The organism is Onishia taeanensis (assembly GCF_013349955.1).
Lineage (GTDB): Bacteria > Pseudomonadota > Gammaproteobacteria > Pseudomonadales > Halomonadaceae > Onishia > Onishia taeanensis_B.
In genome coordinates, this window is record NZ_JABVXC010000015.1 from 22,328 (window position 1) to 37,723 (window position 15,396).

The window sequence follows — 15,396 nt, forward strand, 5'->3', positions numbered from 1 at the left end:
ATGATCGCCATGGAATGCCTTGATTTTCTTCATGGCCGATAGGGACGCGCTGCGGCCTATTCGGTCGGCGCCATGGATTCGGACTGCCATGCTTCTGCTGCGATACCTGCTGCCATGACCCACTCGCCTGCCTCCCTGATCGTGGTCGACGACGACCCGGAAATCCGTGAGCTGCTGGCCGACTATCTCGGTCGCCATGGCTTTCGCACCCTGGTGGCCGCAGATGCCGAGGCGCTGGAGGCGCTGCTGGCCGTTGCCATGCCGGATCTGTTGATCGTCGATCTCATGCTGCCCGGTGACGATGGCTTCACCATCTGCCGCCGGGTGCGTCGCGACAGCGAGGTGCCGATCATCATGCTTACTGCCAGCGCCGATGAGACCGATCGCATCCTGGGGCTCGAACTCGGCGCCGACGACTACCTTGGCAAGCCCTTCAATCCCCGTGAGCTGCTGGCGCGCATCAAGGCGGTGCTGCGCCGCACGCGTCGCCTGCCCGAGGCGGCCCCCGAGAAGGACCCCGCTCAGGCGCGGCTGGTGGCCTTCGGCGACTGGCGACTCGACCGGGTCACCCGAGAGCTGATCGACGCAGGCGGCGAGCGCAGCGCCCTGTCCGGGGCGGATTTTCAGCTGCTGCAGGTATTCCTCGAGCATCCGGAAGAGGTGCTGTCCCGGGATGCCCTCTATGACTTGAGCCGGGGGCGCCCGGCGCCACCGCTGGATCGCTCCATCGACGTGCACGTCTGCCGGCTGCGCCAGCGTCTGGGTGAGGATGCCCAGCACTCCCAGCTGATTCGCACCGTGCGCGGCGCCGGCTACGTGTTGGCTACCCGGGTGGATGCGCTGACGTGAGCGCTAATCCGGGCGCATCGTCTGGCGCCGATGCCCGCGTGGCCCATGGCGCCGATAAGCCAAGCAATAAGCACGACTGGCGACGGCTGAGGCGCACCCTGGCTCGGAGCCTGCCAGGCAGCCTGCGCGGACGCTTCGTGTTGATCATGCTGATCGGGGTGCTGGGAGCGCAGCTCGCGAGCTACGCGATCTGGACCCATCAGGCCCGGGATAGCCGGCTCGAACAGATCGACGAACTCTCCCGCAACGTCGCTTACAGTGTCGCCTCCACGGTGCGCTTCTTCCGCTCGCTGCCGGTCGATTATCGCCATATCGTGCTCGATCAGCTGCGCGACATGGGCGGCACGCGCTTCTTCGTCAGCGTCAACGATCACCGCATTCCTGTTCAGGACATCGGCCGGGGGCCCGCCCAGACGGTGGTGACCGACAATTTCCGCGAGATACTGGCCTCCGAGCTCGGCGTCGATAACGCTCGCGTCGAGTTCTCCTCGCCCGATACCCTGCGCCTGTTCAACAACGAAGTGCTGCTGCACGACCTGCCGCCCCGCTGGGGGCGTCACAGCCTGCTGATGGACCCCATCGAACCGCCGGTCCTGGTCGTACAGCTACCCCTGGATGCCCAGGGCTGGCTCTATGTGGCGACGCTGTTGCCAGTGCCGGAGCTCTTCGATGACGGCTGGCTGTCAGGCGAACGGTTGTTCGCGGCGCTGATCGTGCTGCTTGCCGTGATCGGGCTGTCGCTGCTCGGTATCCGCAGCGCGACTCGGCCACTGGCACGACTGTCGCGGGCCGCGCGACGGCTCGGCGACGATCTGGACAGCCCACCGCTGCGCGAGACCGGCCCCCGCGAGGTGGCGGCCACGGCGGTGGCCTTCAACCGCATGCAGCAGCGCATCCAGCACCAGGTCGAGGAGCGAGAGCGGCTATTCACGGCGATCTCCCATGACTTGAAGACACCCCTGACGCGCATGCGCCTGCGCGCCGAGATGCTGGAGGATGACCATCAGCGCGAGCGCTTCTGCGCCGCCCTCGACGAGCTGGACCTGCTGGTCAAGGGGGCGCTGGCCTCGGTCAGGGGGCTCGACCTGCATGAAGCCATCGAACCGGTCGATGTGCGTGGCCTGCTCGAGGGCCTTGCCGAGGAGATGGCCCTGCAGGGTGGCGAGGTGACAGTCACCGGCCAAGCCTTGCCACTTGAAGCCAAGCCATTGGCGCTCAAACGCTGCTTGGCCAACCTGCTGGAGAATGCCGTCTTCTACGGCAAGCGCGCCGAGGTGCACCTCGAAGACAGCCCGACGAGGCTCAGTATCACCCTGCGTGACCACGGCCCTGGGATCCCCGCGGGGCAGCGCGAGCGGGTCTTCGCGCCCTTCGTGCGCCTCGAGCCCTCGCGCAGCCGTCATACCGGCGGTAGCGGGCTAGGGCTCGGGATCGCCCGGCACATCCTGCGGGCCCACGGCGGGGAAATGGTGCTTGATAATCATCCATGCGGCGGCCTGGTGGTGAGCCTCGAGCTATCTCGTTGCGCCGATGCCGACCCAGCTGACGCAGACGGGATATGACCCCTGACGGGACGTAGCGCGCCCGGAAAAGGGCGCTTCGCGACCTTGGTCTTACAGACGTTATGTCTATAAACCATAGTTTAATCAGCAAGTTATATATTTCAGCCGTGTAATAAACCCGCAACACTATCCAGTACTATCCAGCACTAGGTAACCCCTCTCGTGCCTCCCAATGGGGTAGCGTGTCATCAGCCGCTAGTGAATCGGCTCACGACAATCAATAACAATCGATGGAGACACGCCCCATGCGCTCACTGCTGAGATTCCCGCTCAAGAAGACCCTGCTCGGCCTCGCCGTCACCGGCGCCGTAGCGTCGTCCCCGGTGCAGGCCGGCGAGGTCGAGGTGTTGCACTGGTGGACGTCCGGCGGCGAGGCCCGTGCTGCCAACGTGTTGAAGGAACTGATGGAGGCCGAAGGCCATACCTGGAAGGACTTCGCGGTGGCCGGCGGTGGCGGCGAAACCGCCATGACGGTGCTCAAGTCTCGCGCCATGTCCGGCAACCCACCATCGGCGGCGCAGATCAAGGGGCCCGAGATTCAGGAATGGGGCGATCTCGGTCTGCTCGGCAATCTGGATGACGTGGCCAAGGCCGAGGGCTGGGATAGCCTGCTGCCCGAGGTGGTCGCCAACATCATGCGCCATGACGGCCACTACGTGGCGGTGCCGGTCAACGTGCACCGGGTCAACTGGCTGTGGGCCAACCCGCAAGTGCTCGATGAGGCCGGCGTCGAGGTGCCGACGAGCATCGATGAGATGTTCGAGATCGCCGACGACCTGCGCGAGGTGGGCGTCATCCCGCTGGCCCACGGCGGCCAGCCCTGGCAGGACGCCACGGTGTTCGAGACCGTGGTCCTTGCCGAGGCCGGCTCCGACTTCTATCGCCGCGCGCTGGTCGAGCTCGACCCCGAGGCGCTCAACAGCGAGACCATGATCGACGCCCTGACCACCTTCAAGCGCATGCGTACGCTGATGGACGACGGCATGTCTGGCCGCGACTGGAACATCGCCACCTCGATGGTGATCGGCGGCCAGGCCGCCATGCAACTGATGGGAGACTGGGCCAAGGGCGAGTTCACCGCCGCTGGCCTGACGCCGGGAGAAGACTATGTCTGCGTGCCGGCGCCGGGCACCGAGTCGGCCTTCACCTTCAACATCGACAGCCTGGCGATGTTCCAGGCCAGCGATGAGGAGGCTCAGGCGGCCCAGGATGATCTGGCCCGACTGGTGCTGGAACCGACCTTCCAGGAGGCCTTCAACCTGGCCAAGGGCTCGATTCCGGCCCGCGCTGATCTCGACATGAGCGCCTTCGATAGCTGCGCCCAGCGCTCCATGGCCGATTTCAAGGCAACCTCCGAGAACGGTGGCTTGGTGCCCAGCATGGCGCACGGCATGGCGGTGCGTGCCTCGGTGCAGGGCGCCATCTTCGATGTGGTCACCAACTTCTTCAACGACCCGGACATGAGTCCCGAGGCCGCCGCCGAGCGGTTGGCGAACGCTGGCAGCTCGCTGCTCTAGGCTCGTCGCCGCCCGCCCGGCACCTGACGCCGGGCGGGCTCCCTCCGTCTTTCGGTTGACGAGGCCCAGGCCTCGAGGACGTACTCATGTCGACTTCTCTCTCCCCGGCGCGCGCCGCCCGCGCGCCCGCCAAGCGTTCGGCGCTCGGCACCCTGAGCGACTGGCTACCGCGCCTGGTGCTGGCGCCTTCGATTGCCGTGTCGCTGTTCTTTGTCTATGGCTTCATGATCTGGACCTTCGTGCTGTCGCTGACCAATTCGCGCATGCTGCCGAGCTATGACTTCGTCGGCTTCGCGCAGTACGCGCAGTTGATGGCCAACGACCGCTGGTGGGTCGCCGCCAGCAACCTGGTGGTGTTTGGCGGCTTGTTCGTCGGCATCTGCCTGGTGCTGGGCGCGGGGCTGGCTATCCTGCTCGACCAGCGCATCCGCCAGGAAGGCAGCCTGCGCACCATCTATCTCTACCCCATGGCGCTGTCGTTCATCGTCACCGGTGTGGTCTGGAAGTGGCTACTCAACCCGAGCCTCGGCCTGCAGGCCATGGTGCGTGGCTGGGGCTTCGAGAGCTTCACCTTCGACTGGCTGGTGAATCCGGACATGGCGGTCTACACCCTGGTGATCGCGGCCGTCTGGCAGGCCTCGGGCTTCGTCATGGCGCTGTTTCTGGCCGGGCTGCGCGGCATCGACGACAGCATCATCAAGGCCGCCCAGCTCGACGGTGCCAGCTTGCCGCGCATCTATGCCCGGGTGGTGATGCCCTGCCTGCGGCCGGTGGTGTTCAGTGCGGTGATGATCCTTTCGCATATCGCCATCAAGAGCTTCGACCTGGTGGTGGCGCTGACCGGCGGCGGTCCCGGCTATGCCTCGGACCTGCCCGCCACCTTCATGTACACCCATGCCTTCACTCGTGCTCAGATCGGGCTGGGCTCGGCCAGCGCCATGCTGATGCTGGGCGGGGTGCTGGCGATTCTGATTCCCTACCTATATTCCGAACTGCGGAGCCGCCGTCATGGATAACGTGATTCGTCGCCGCACCCCGGGCGCACGGCTGGCCCGGGCGGCGCTCTACGCCGTGCTTATCGTCGCAGCGCTGTTCTACCTGCTGCCGCTTGTGATCATGCTGCTGACCTCGATCAAGCCGCTCGATGAGATCGGCGCCGGGACCCTGTTGGCGCTGCCCCAGCATCCGACCCTGGCGCCCTGGATCACTGCCTGGGGCGAGGCCTGTACCGGCATGCGCTGCGAAGGGGTGGGCGGTTACTTCTGGAACTCCTTCGCCATTGTCATTCCGGCCGTCGCCATCTCCACCGTGGTGGGCGCCCTGAACGGCTATGCATTGACCAAGTGGCGCTTCCGCGGCTCGGAGCTCGTCTTTGCGCTGATGCTGTTCGGCTGCTTCATTCCCTTCCAGGTGGTGTTGCTGCCGATGGCGCAGACGCTGGGTTGGTTGGGGTTGTCGAGCTCCCGGGCGGGGCTGGTGCTGGTGCATGTGGTGTTTGGTATCGCCTTTACCACGCTGTTTTTCCGCAATTTCTATGTCGCGGTACCCAGCGAACTGGTCTCGGCGGCCAAGCTCGACGGCGCCGGTTTCTTTCGCATCTTCTGGCGCATCCTGCTGCCGGTGTCGGCGCCGATCATCGTGGTCTCGGTGATCTGGCAGTTCACCCAGATCTGGAACGACTTCCTGTTCGGCGTGGCCTTCTCGGCCCACGATACCCAGCCGGTCACGGTGGCGCTGAACAACCTGGTCAACACCTCCACCGGGGTGAAGGAATACAACGTCAACATGGCCGCGGCGATGATTGCTGCGCTGCCGACCCTGGTGGTCTATGTGCTGGCCGGCAAGTATTTCGTGCGGGGTCTGACCGCGGGCTCGGTCAAGGGCTGAGCCGCCGCGCCCTTGCCATCACGATGCGAACAATAACGAGGTAACCATCATGTCAGCTTTGGAAATTCGCGAGGTCCGCAAGGACTTCGGTAGTACCCGGGTCCTCAAGGACGTCAGCCTGGCCATCGATTCCGGCGAGTTCCTGATCCTGGTCGGGCCCTCGGGCTGCGGAAAATCGACGCTGATGAACGCCATCGCCGGCCTCGAACCGGTCACCGGCGGCCAGATTCTGATCGGCGGCGACGACATCACCTGGCGCACCCCGGCCGAGCGTGATATCGCCATGGTCTTCCAGTCCTATGCGCTCTACCCGAGCATGACGGTGCGCCAGAACATCGCCTTCGGCCTGGAAATGCGCAAGGTGCCCAAGGCCGAACGCGAGCAGGCCGTGGAGCGGGTCGCGGATCTGTTGCAGATCACCCACCTGCTCGAGCGCAAGCCGGCCCAGCTCTCCGGCGGTCAGCGCCAGCGGGTGGCCATGGGCCGAGCGCTGGCCCGGGAGCCGCAGATCTATCTGTTCGACGAGCCGCTTTCCAACCTCGACGCCAAGCTGCGGGTCGAGATGCGCACCGAGATCAAGAAGCTGCATCAGCGCCTTGGCACCACCATCGTCTACGTCACCCACGATCAGATCGAGGCCATGACCCTGGCCGACAGCATCGCGGTGATGCGCGACGGCCATATCCTGCAGCTGGGCTCGCCGGACGAGGTCTACAACGACCCCGTCGACATGTTCGTGGCCGGCTTCATGGGTTCGCCGTCGATGAACTTCATCACGGCGACCCTCGAGGGCCAGCTCGGCGACTATCGGCTGCGCATCGCCACCCCCGAGGAGCAGGAGCTGGTGTTGCCCTGGCCGGCGGATCGGATCACCGGCGAGCTTGCCGATCATCTCGGACAGCCGGTGGTGCTGGGGCTGCGCCCGGAGCATTTCAGCGAGCAGGATGCGCGGCTCGAGGGGCAGCAGGAAGGCACCTTGCTCGAGGCGCGTGTCACCGTTGTCGAGCCGACCGGTGCGGATATTCTGCTGCGTCTGCCGCTGGGGGATAGCGAGGTGACGGCGCGAGTGGGGCCCAAGTGCCCGGTGGCGGCCGGCGAGCGACTGGCGCTGCGTATCGACATGAGCCGCGCGGTGCTCTTCGATCCACAAAGTGAAAGCCGGTTGGCCTAGCGTCTCTCTTTGCGCCAGGCGCTGCGTCTGCCAGCAAACCAGGCTTGATGTATCGGATAGATGCCAGCGTGTTCCAACAAAGCGGCCCCCGCCATTCGGCGGGGGCCGCTGCTATTGATGCGAAGAGTAACGCCTAGTGCACGGTGATAACGGTGCATTTGGCGGCGTGGCTGACCTTGTGCGAGACGCCGCCAACCACCAGGCTCGAGAAGTCGCCGAGCCCCCGGCTGCCCATGATGATGGCGTCGACGCCGAGTCGCTTGGCCTGCTCGAGAATGGTGCGGCTGGGTTCGCCTTGGGCAAGGGTCGTATCGATATGCTTTGCCCCCAGCGCGCTGGCTTCTCTTGAGGTCCGGTCGATCAATTCGCGACCGTATTTCTCGAGTTGGTCCGAGGTGGTCTCCAGTGTCACTGCGCCGATTCCCCAGATCAGTGTGGTCTCATGGGCCAGCACCTCGGGGATGTGCAGGATGTGTAGGGTGGTGTCGCTGTCCTTGATCAGCTGGCAGGCGACTTCGAGGGCCTTGCGGGCATGTTCGGAACCGTCGACGGGAACCATGACCGACTTGAACATGGCATCACCTCCTTGATGAGTATGCCTTCATCCTAGTCTAGACGTCCTTTACCGACTTGATCCTGATCAATCCCCACGGCATTGGTTGTCAGACGTCGCGGCGCTGTTTTTCCCTGGCCTTGCTGGAGGCGTCGTCGAGCCGTGACAGGCGCTGCCAAAGCTCACGGCGCAGCTCCACGAGCCGTGGTGCCTCGCCGGCTTCGAAGGGCAGCGGCCGGGAGAGGCCCAGTGCCTTGAGCCCCAGGCGTGCGCTCATCAGGCCGACCCCCAGCCCCTGGGCGGCGCGGGTCGAGAGTCGCCCGGCGAGGTCCATCGACAGCCATTCCATGCCGATGTCGCTGGCAAGCTCGCTGGTGCCGGCGAAGGCGACGTTATAAAGCACCTGGCGGAACAGCTTGAGGCGGCTGGCATAGCCAAGTTCCAGCCCATAGAGCCGGGCGAGGCGGTCGATCATGGCCAGGTTGCGCCAGGCCACCAGCGCCATGTCGAGCAGCCCCAGCGGGCTTGCCGCGACCAGCACGGCGGTATCGCCGGACATCCGTGCGATCAGCCGCCTGGCCTCGCGATCGCGTGGGGCGAGCAAGTGATGAGCGATCAGCACGCGCTGCTCGGCGCCGCCATGGTGATCGTCTTTGGCGGCGAGATAGCCCTGCCAGTGAGGATGGTCCGCTTCCAGGTCGAGCCGGTCCTTGAGTGTCTCGGCGAGGCGCTGTGCCTGTTGCGGTGTGGCCTCGGTGATCTCATCGAGGCGCTCGCGCAGGGCGTCGTGGCGACGCAGACGACGCAGGCGCAAGAGTTCCTTGGCGATGGCCTTGCCGGCAAGGCCCAGCCCCGCGAGCAAGAGAAGGCTCCAGGCACCGGCCAGCCAGTCACCGTCAAGGGCCGCGGTGAAGGTGGAGTGTGCCGCCTCCACGCCGCCAAGCAGCAATCCGCCCCCCAACAGGCCAAGTAGCCCCCAGCGGCGACGCTTGGGCCTTGAGAGACTGGCGGCCAGATCGGCCTCGGCGGCTGATTCGTCGTCCAGCGGACGGCTGGCCTGTGCCTCGGGAAAGGACTGAGCGGGGCGCGGGTCCTGGTAGCCCGAGTCAAGCTCGGCTGCTGGCTCTTCCGAGAAGCGCTGGGCGGGGCGAGGGTCGGTCATTGCAGTTTGTCTCCGAGCAGCCAGTCGAGGGTCGCATCGAGGCGGATATGAGGCAGCGCCCCCTGGCCACGAGGGGCTGGGCGGAAGGCGCGGAAGTCAAAGCCCTGGCGGGCCCAGAAGTCGGCATTGGGCAGCCGGGACGGCACCTCGCCGGGAAACACCAGCACCGATTCGTTATCCAGGGTGGTGCCGCGCAGCGCAGGGGTGGTGCGGCCCTGGTGCTCGACGCTATGGGCGCTAGTGGTGCGGATCGCCGCCAGCGAGAAGGCCTTGACCGGCACGTCGGCGAAGCGCAAATCCTTGAGCGGTTCGGCTAGCAGCGCCTCGAGCAGGCTTACCAGATGGGGATGCTGCTCCGGGGTGACGTGATCGGCCTTGGTCGCGGCGATGGCCAGGCGGTCGATGCGCGGCGTGAACAGCCGCGACAGCAGGCTGCGGCGGCCGTAGTCGAAACTCTTCATCAGGGTGCCGAGGGCGCGGGACAGGTCGGCGAAGCGATCCGGTCCGGCATTCAGGGCGCCGAGCACGTCGACCAGCACGATCTGGCGGTCGAAGCGCCGGAAGTGCTCCTGATAGAAGGGCCTGACCACGTGGCGCTGGTAGTAGTCGAAACGCCGAGCCAGGGTCTGGTAGACGCTGTCTGCCGGCAGCGACTTGAGCCGGTCGCGATCCTCTTCGCCAAGGCCGGGTAGCGGAAAAAACTGCAGCACCGGGGCGCCGTCGAGCTCTCCCGGCAGCAGGAAACGACCGGGCTGCAGGTCGGCAAAGCCCGCTTCACGGGCAGCACGCAGCCCGGATGCATAGGCATCGGCTATTTCAGCAAGGCGCGCCTCATCGGCGGTGGCCGCCGGGTCGATATCGGCAAGCGACGCGCGCCAGTCGGCGAACAGGGCCGCGTACTCGCCATCATCGTGCGCCGGGCGAGAGGCGCTCCAGCTCAGGTAGTCGTGATCCAACAGCGGCAGGTCGAGCAGCCACTCGCCGGGGTAGTCGATCAGGTCCAGGGTCAGGGTCGCCGCACTCCGGGCCAGCAGGCCGCTGCGCTTGGGACGATAGCGAATCGCCAAGCGGAGCTCGCTGATGCCCCGCGTCGGGTCGGGCCAGCGCGGTGGCTCGGCATCCAGCGCTGCCATGGCCGGGTCGTAGGGGAAGCGCGGCACGCCAAGGTCCTGCTGGGCGACCCGCTGGGCGCCGAGCAGGCGGCCCTCACGGGCGGCGGGCAGCAGGTCGAGGCGTGCCTCGAGCCCTGCGTGTCGAAGCTGGTGGACCAGTGAGGTCAGAAAGGCCGTCTTGCCGGCACGAGACAAGCCGGTGACCGCCAGGCGCAGCTGGCGGTCGCGGCCGCGTTCGAGAAGGTCATGAAATTCGCGAGCCAGGGGCTGGCGCATGGAAGAGTTCCGTTCACCGTGGAGTTCAGCCCCCAATGTGCGGGCGCGCTGCCCGGCTGGCAAGTCTCTGCCAGACCAAGGCCAGGATTGGCAGCAGCGACAGCGGGATCAGTAGCGCATTCAGGAAGGCCCAGCCGAACTCGCTGACCAGCGGGCCGGCCAGAAGCGCGGTGGCGGCGACGGTGGAAAATACCAGGAATTCGTTGGCGGCCTGGGTGCGGGCCTTGTCGGCCGGGCGGTAGCTTTCGGTGAGCAGGCCGGTGGCGGGCAGGAAGGTGAAGTTCCAGCCCAGGCCCAGCAGCACCAGTCCGGTATAGAAGCCGCCGATGCTTTGAGTGACCTGGGCCACCATGGCACTGGCCACGAGCAACAGGCAGCCCAGCACGATCATGCTTCGCGCCCCTAATCGGGCACTCAGATGGCCAGTGAAGAAAGACGGCAGGAACATCGCCAGCACGTGCCACTGAATGGTGGTGGCAATGTGAGCGAAGTCGTGGCCGGCGGCGGTCATGGCCAGTGGGGTGGCGGTCATGGCGACATTCATGACGCCATAGCCGATCGTCGCCGCCATTACGGCGACGATGAAGGCCGGTTGGCGCAGCACCTGGGCCAAGGGGCGCGGGGTGCCGGGCTCATGGGTCGTCTCGGGGGGCGGCAGGCGAACGATGGTGAGCACCAGCAGCGCCAGCACATAGAGGGCGCCAAGCCCTGCAAAACTCATCAGGAAGGGCGTTTCTCCCAATGCGCGACTGGTATTGGCAAGCCAAGGGCCCAGGAAAGCGGCCAGCACACCGCCGCCCATGACCAGGCCGATGGCACGATCACGCTGCTCTAGCGGCGCCACTTCAGTGGCGGCAAAGCGATATAGCTGACCGAAGCCAATACCGATGCCGATCAGCCAGGTGGCGAGCATGAAGCGCCAGAAACTCTCGTTGACCAGTGCCTCACAGGCCACGGCGACGCCGACCAGCCCCACCAGATGGCCGAGCATGAAACCCCGCCGCCGACCGAGGCGCGCCATGATCAGCGAGGCCGGCACGGTCGCGCACATCAGCCCCAGCCACTGGGTGGCCACCGGCGCCGTTGACCAATTAGGACTCGGTGCCAGGCTGGCACCGATCATCGGCGACACCGGGATCAGCAGGCTGTTGCCGGTGATCAGCAGAGCCTGACATAGCGATAGCAGTAAGACGCTCAAGGGCATGAGAGGGAGTCCTCCAGATGGGAGAGGCTAGCGCCAAAGCGCTGACGATAGACCGACGGCGACACGCCGTAGCGGCGATGAAAGAGACGGCGCAACTTTTCGGCGCTGCCCAGCCGCCATTGGGCGGCAAGGCGCTCCAGCGACGGCGCGGGGCTGGCCGTGAGCAGTTGCTGGCGCGCCCCTTCGAGGCGCAGTTGCGTCAGATAGGCACCGGGAGAGGTATCGAGATGGTGCCTAAAAAGCCGCGATAGGTGGCGCGGGGTGACCGCCATCTGGGCCGCCATGCTCCCAAGGTCATGCGGTTCAGCGGGGTTGGCATGCAGCCGGTCCAGTAGCTCGCGCAGCGACCCGCTGGCGCGCTGCTGGTAGCGCAGTGCCTCGCTGAACTGGGCCTGGTCGCCCGGGCGGTGCAGAAACATCACCAGCTCGCGCGCCACCCGGCCGGCCAGCTCGCCGCCCTGGTCGGCCTCGACCAGCGACAGGGCCAGGTCGATGCCGGCGGTGACCCCGGCGCTGGTATAGCGGCCCTGGTCTTGTACATAGAGGGCATCGGGTTCGACCTTTACCCGCGGGTAGGCCTGCGCCAGCGCCTCTGCATGTCGCCAGTGAGTCGTGGCTCGGCGTCCGTCCAGAAGGCCGGCCCTGGCCAGCAGGAAGGCCCCTGTGCAGATTGCGCCCAGGCGCCTGACCTTGGGGGCCATGTCGCGCAGCTTGTCGATATGCTGCTGTGCCTTGCATTGCGCGAAGACACCGCTGCCGCCGGCCACCAGCAGGGTGTCCGGCGCGCCCCTTGCCGTCAGGCCCGCCCAGTCGGTGTCGGCCATTATTGTCAGACCACCGTTGGTGATCAGCGGGCCGCTGGCGCGGGCCACCAGCTCGAGGGTATAGAGGGGGCGGCCTGCGCATTCGTTGGCGCTGGCGAAGACCTGCCAGGGGCCGCAGACATCGAGTACCTGGCAGTCCGGGTAGGCCAGCAGCGTGATGCGGCGTGATGGGGTGGGCGACGAAGGGGATGACATCCAAGCACTCCAGGACGGGGAATGTCTTGAGTCTGGCGCCCGGGCTGAATGTCCACAACGACCAATATCCCACCGATAAGGACATTGCTCTCCAAAACGACGACGCCCTGCCGGTTGGCAGGGCGTCGAGCGAGTACTTCGTCAGGACTTGGTGCTTATGCAGCACTTGATCAGTACTTAAGTCAGCACTCAGGTAAGCGCTTGATCATCGCCTGGTCCGTTATCGGCTAGCCGGCAAAGGTGGCATAGATGGCGATCACCAGGATCACCAGCACGATGCCGGCGGGCACGGCGCCTTTCCAGGGCGTCAGGTCGACGGCCTGGCTATCTTCCTGCACCCAGTCGGTTTCACGAGGGCGCAGCTTGCCGATGATCAGCATGACCGCTACCAGTAGCACGAAGACCGCACCCACGAAGTGGAACTCATGCATGATGGTCGGCAGCTTGTTGAACGGCGGCACGAAGTAGCCGGCGAAGATCAGCAGACAGCCACCGATCAGGGCGACCTTGGCGGCCAGCGGCGGTACGCGCTTGGTCAGCAGGCCGACGACCACCACGGCAAGGATCGGGATGAAGTAGATGGCATTCATCTTCTGCAGGTAGCCGAACAGGCTTTCCTGACCGGCCAGCAGCGGGGCGATGGTCATCGAGACGAAGGCCATGACCCAGCCGAACACCTTGCCGCAGTTGACCACCTGGCCTTCAGTCGCGTCCTTCTTGAACACGCCCTTGTAGATGCCCAGGCTGAAGATGGTGGTGGTACTGTTCAGCGCCGAGTTGAAGGACGACAGGATGGCGCCGACCATGACAGCGGCGAAGAAGCCGGTGAGATAGGGCGGCAGCACGTCGAATACCAGGCGACCGTAAGCTTCATCCGCCGCTACACCCTGATCGGCGTAGAGGTGATAGGCGATGATGCCTGGCAGCACCAGATAGAGCGGCCCCAGCAGCTTGAAGAAGCCGGTCAGCAGCACGCCCTTCTGGCCTTCGGCGAGGTTCTTGGCGGCAAAGGTGCGCTGAATGATCTGCTGGTTGGTGGTCCAGTAGAAGACGTTGATCAGGAAGACACCGGTGAACAGGGTAAAGAAGGGAACCTGCTGCTCCGAACCGCCGATCGAGTTGAGCTTTTCCGGGTTGGTCTCCTTGAGGATCTCCCAGCCGGCGAGCACGCCACCATCGGCGCTGACGGCCTGCAGGCCGAAATACACGATCACGAAACCGCCGACCAGCAGGCCGATACCGTTGAGGGTATCGGACACGGCGACGGTGCGCAGGCCGCCAAACAGGGCGTAAACCGAGCCGATCAGGCCCACGACCCACACGGTCAGCCACAGCAGAGTCGTGCTGGACTCGATGCCGGTCAGCCCTGACAGGTCGAGCATGCCCTGCAGGCCGATGGCCCCGGAATAAAGAATGATCGGCAGCAGGATCACGGCATAGGCGATCAAGAAGATCACGTTGGTGATCAGTTGCGTGCCGGCATCGAAGCGGATCGACAGCAGCTGGGGCAGGGTGGCAATGCCACTCTTGAGAAAGCGTGGCAGGAAGAACAACGCCAGCGCCACCAGGGCGATGACCGCCACGACCTCCCAGGCCATCACGGAGAGACCATCGCTGAAGGCCGCCCCGTTGAGCCCCACCATCTGCTCGGTGGACAGGTTGGTCATCAGCAGTGAGCCGGCGATCAGCGGAAAGGTCAGCGAACGGCCGGCGAGGAAATAGCCTTGGGTACTTTTATGGTCGTCGCGCCGGGTGATCCGCCAGGTGATGAAGGCGACCAGACCGGTAAAGAACACGAACGACGCCAGGGTCAGGGCATGCACGGTGGAATAATCCTTAAACTGCGGGCAAAAGCGGCACCTTCGGCGTTTTTTTGCCAAGGAATGGAGTAACTTTACTAGCGTGGGAGGTGATGCTAGGGAGCCTTAGACTAAAGCTCTATGCATCTTTCGTCTAATGCCCGCCATGACGGCTAAGTTTGCCAGCATCGTCGGCCTTTGTATGCGCCATCCTGGCTCGTCAGCCTAGTGTTTATGGCCAATTTTGCCGCCCTTTTTCGTCGCTACTTTGTGTCGCTACTTTGTGTCGCTACTTTGTGTCGCCCGGGTTCCAGGTACGCTCGTTAGGCGCGGTCCTTGAGTGCGATCTTCAAGATCGGCTTGTGATCAACGTTCGATATTTCAGTCACCCGCGAGGGGCGGGTCGGTGGCGACGCTGATGACGTGCGCTGGTCAGCCCCTCCAGACAGGTGACGAGGCCCAGGTATGCAGCACCAGCGTCAGGGCTGGCAAGAGTTCATGCGGTGACATCGGGCGGCCGGTTGAGCATACCTGTTGAGCATGGTTTGGGGCGGGCCGGAGAGTCGGCTAGGATGGAAACAGCAATCCCATCATATCAAGGTGTCTCAGTCGCCGGCACCGCGGCCGGTATTCGCCCTGATCACCATAGACGCGGAGGAAAGGATCATGGCCGACGCCGGCCCCGGAGCGGTAATCGACTTCTGGTTCGAGGAGTTGACCCCCAAGCAGTGGTTCGCCAAGGACGAGGCCTTGGATGCCTTGATCGCGACGCGCTTCGAGTCGGCCTGGGGCGCTGCCTGTCGCGCCGAGCTATGGACCTGGCGGGCGACACCGCAAGGGCGCCTGGCCGAGATCCTGGTGCTGGATCAATTTTCGCGCAATATGCATCGTGATCATCCGATGGCCTTCGCTCAGGATGCACTGGCACTGGTGCTGGCTCAGGAGGCGGTGGCTCAGGGCGCTGATCAGGCGCTGACGACTCGCCAGCGGCCCTTCCTCTACATGCCCTATATGCACAGCGAATCCCTGCTCGTGCATGAAGAAGCGCTGCGGCTCTTCGATCAGCCGGGGCTTGAGGAAAATCTGCGCTTCGAGCATCGCCATCGCGACATCCTCTTGCGCTTCGGGCGCTACCCACACCGCAATGCCATCCTGGGGCGGGATTCCAGCGCCGAGGAGCTGACCTTTCTGGAGCAGCCTGGCTCAGGGTTCTGAGCCCTTGGCAGCGAGCATTGCGCTGCCCGCTGCCCGCTGCCCGGTGCCGAGTGGTTCTTTGGGCGGCAAG

The 15,396-nt window shown here is 65.1% G+C and carries 13 protein-coding genes; 7 read left to right on the forward strand and 6 right to left on the reverse strand.

Annotated features, from left to right (window positions below; all coding sequences use genetic code 11):
- The first annotated feature begins 114 nt into the window (after window positions 1-114).
- The 6 genes from HUS66_RS15335 (at window position 115) to HUS66_RS15360 (ending at window position 6,986) form a co-directional block, all read left to right on the forward strand.
- Entirely contained in the window at window positions 115-849 is a 735-nt protein-coding gene (locus HUS66_RS15335) for a response regulator (RefSeq protein ID WP_175072057.1), read from the forward strand.
- Between the two features lie 146 nt (window positions 850-995).
- Window positions 996-2,411, forward strand: a complete 1,416-nt coding sequence (locus HUS66_RS15340) for an ATP-binding protein (RefSeq protein ID WP_175072131.1) — start codon at window positions 996-998, stop codon at window positions 2,409-2,411.
- A 245-nt stretch (window positions 2,412-2,656) separates the two neighbouring features.
- A complete protein-coding gene (locus HUS66_RS15345) occupies window positions 2,657-3,928 on the forward strand; it encodes an ABC transporter substrate-binding protein (RefSeq protein ID WP_175072059.1) in 1,272 nt (423 codons plus the stop codon).
- A gap of 86 nt (window positions 3,929-4,014) precedes the next feature.
- A complete protein-coding gene (locus HUS66_RS15350) occupies window positions 4,015-4,944 on the forward strand; it encodes a carbohydrate ABC transporter permease (protein ID WP_175072061.1) in 930 nt (309 codons plus the stop codon).
- Window positions 4,937-5,815: a carbohydrate ABC transporter permease gene (locus HUS66_RS15355; protein WP_175072062.1), complete on the forward strand. Its 879-nt coding sequence runs from the start codon at window positions 4,937-4,939 to the stop codon at window positions 5,813-5,815. The genes HUS66_RS15350 and HUS66_RS15355 overlap by 8 nt, the downstream gene beginning before the upstream one ends.
- Window positions 5,816-5,864: 49 nt before the next feature.
- The gene (locus tag HUS66_RS15360; RefSeq protein WP_175072064.1) at window positions 5,865-6,986 is read left to right on the forward strand and encodes an ABC transporter ATP-binding protein; all 1,122 of its coding nucleotides are present in this window, start codon (window positions 5,865-5,867) and stop codon (window positions 6,984-6,986) included.
- Between the two features lie 133 nt (window positions 6,987-7,119).
- On the opposite strand, the gene HUS66_RS15365 is transcribed toward HUS66_RS15360, so the two are convergent.
- The 6 genes from HUS66_RS15365 to HUS66_RS15390 form a co-directional block, all read right to left on the reverse strand.
- Window positions 7,120-7,560 carry a universal stress protein gene (locus HUS66_RS15365; protein ID WP_175072066.1) on the reverse strand — a complete coding sequence of 147 codons (441 nt, stop codon included), beginning with the start codon at window positions 7,558-7,560 and terminating at the stop codon, window positions 7,120-7,122.
- A gap of 88 nt (window positions 7,561-7,648) precedes the next feature.
- Complete coding sequence (locus HUS66_RS15370) at window positions 7,649-8,701, reverse strand: TIGR01620 family protein (RefSeq protein ID WP_175072068.1); 1,053 nt, start codon at window positions 8,699-8,701, stop codon at window positions 7,649-7,651.
- Window positions 8,698-10,089 carry a YcjX family protein gene (locus HUS66_RS15375; RefSeq protein ID WP_175072070.1) on the reverse strand — a complete coding sequence of 464 codons (1,392 nt, stop codon included), beginning with the start codon at window positions 10,087-10,089 and terminating at the stop codon, window positions 8,698-8,700. The genes HUS66_RS15370 and HUS66_RS15375 overlap by 4 nt, the downstream gene beginning before the upstream one ends.
- 25 nt (window positions 10,090-10,114) lie before the next feature.
- Window positions 10,115-11,293, reverse strand: a complete 1,179-nt coding sequence (locus tag HUS66_RS15380; protein ID WP_175072072.1) for an MFS transporter — start codon at window positions 11,291-11,293, stop codon at window positions 10,115-10,117.
- Entirely contained in the window at window positions 11,284-12,312 is a 1,029-nt protein-coding gene (locus HUS66_RS15385) for a GlxA family transcriptional regulator (RefSeq protein ID WP_175072074.1), read from the reverse strand. Before HUS66_RS15385 ends, HUS66_RS15380 begins: the two co-directional genes overlap by 10 nt.
- Before the next feature lie 227 nt (window positions 12,313-12,539).
- Entirely contained in the window at window positions 12,540-14,135 is a 1,596-nt protein-coding gene (locus tag HUS66_RS15390; RefSeq protein ID WP_175072076.1) for a solute:sodium symporter family transporter, read from the reverse strand.
- 642 nt (window positions 14,136-14,777) lie between these two features.
- Here HUS66_RS15390 and HUS66_RS15395 point away from each other — a divergent pair.
- A complete protein-coding gene (locus tag HUS66_RS15395; RefSeq protein ID WP_175072078.1) occupies window positions 14,778-15,326 on the forward strand; it encodes a DUF924 family protein in 549 nt (182 codons plus the stop codon).
- Window positions 15,327-15,396: the final 70 nt, after the last annotated feature.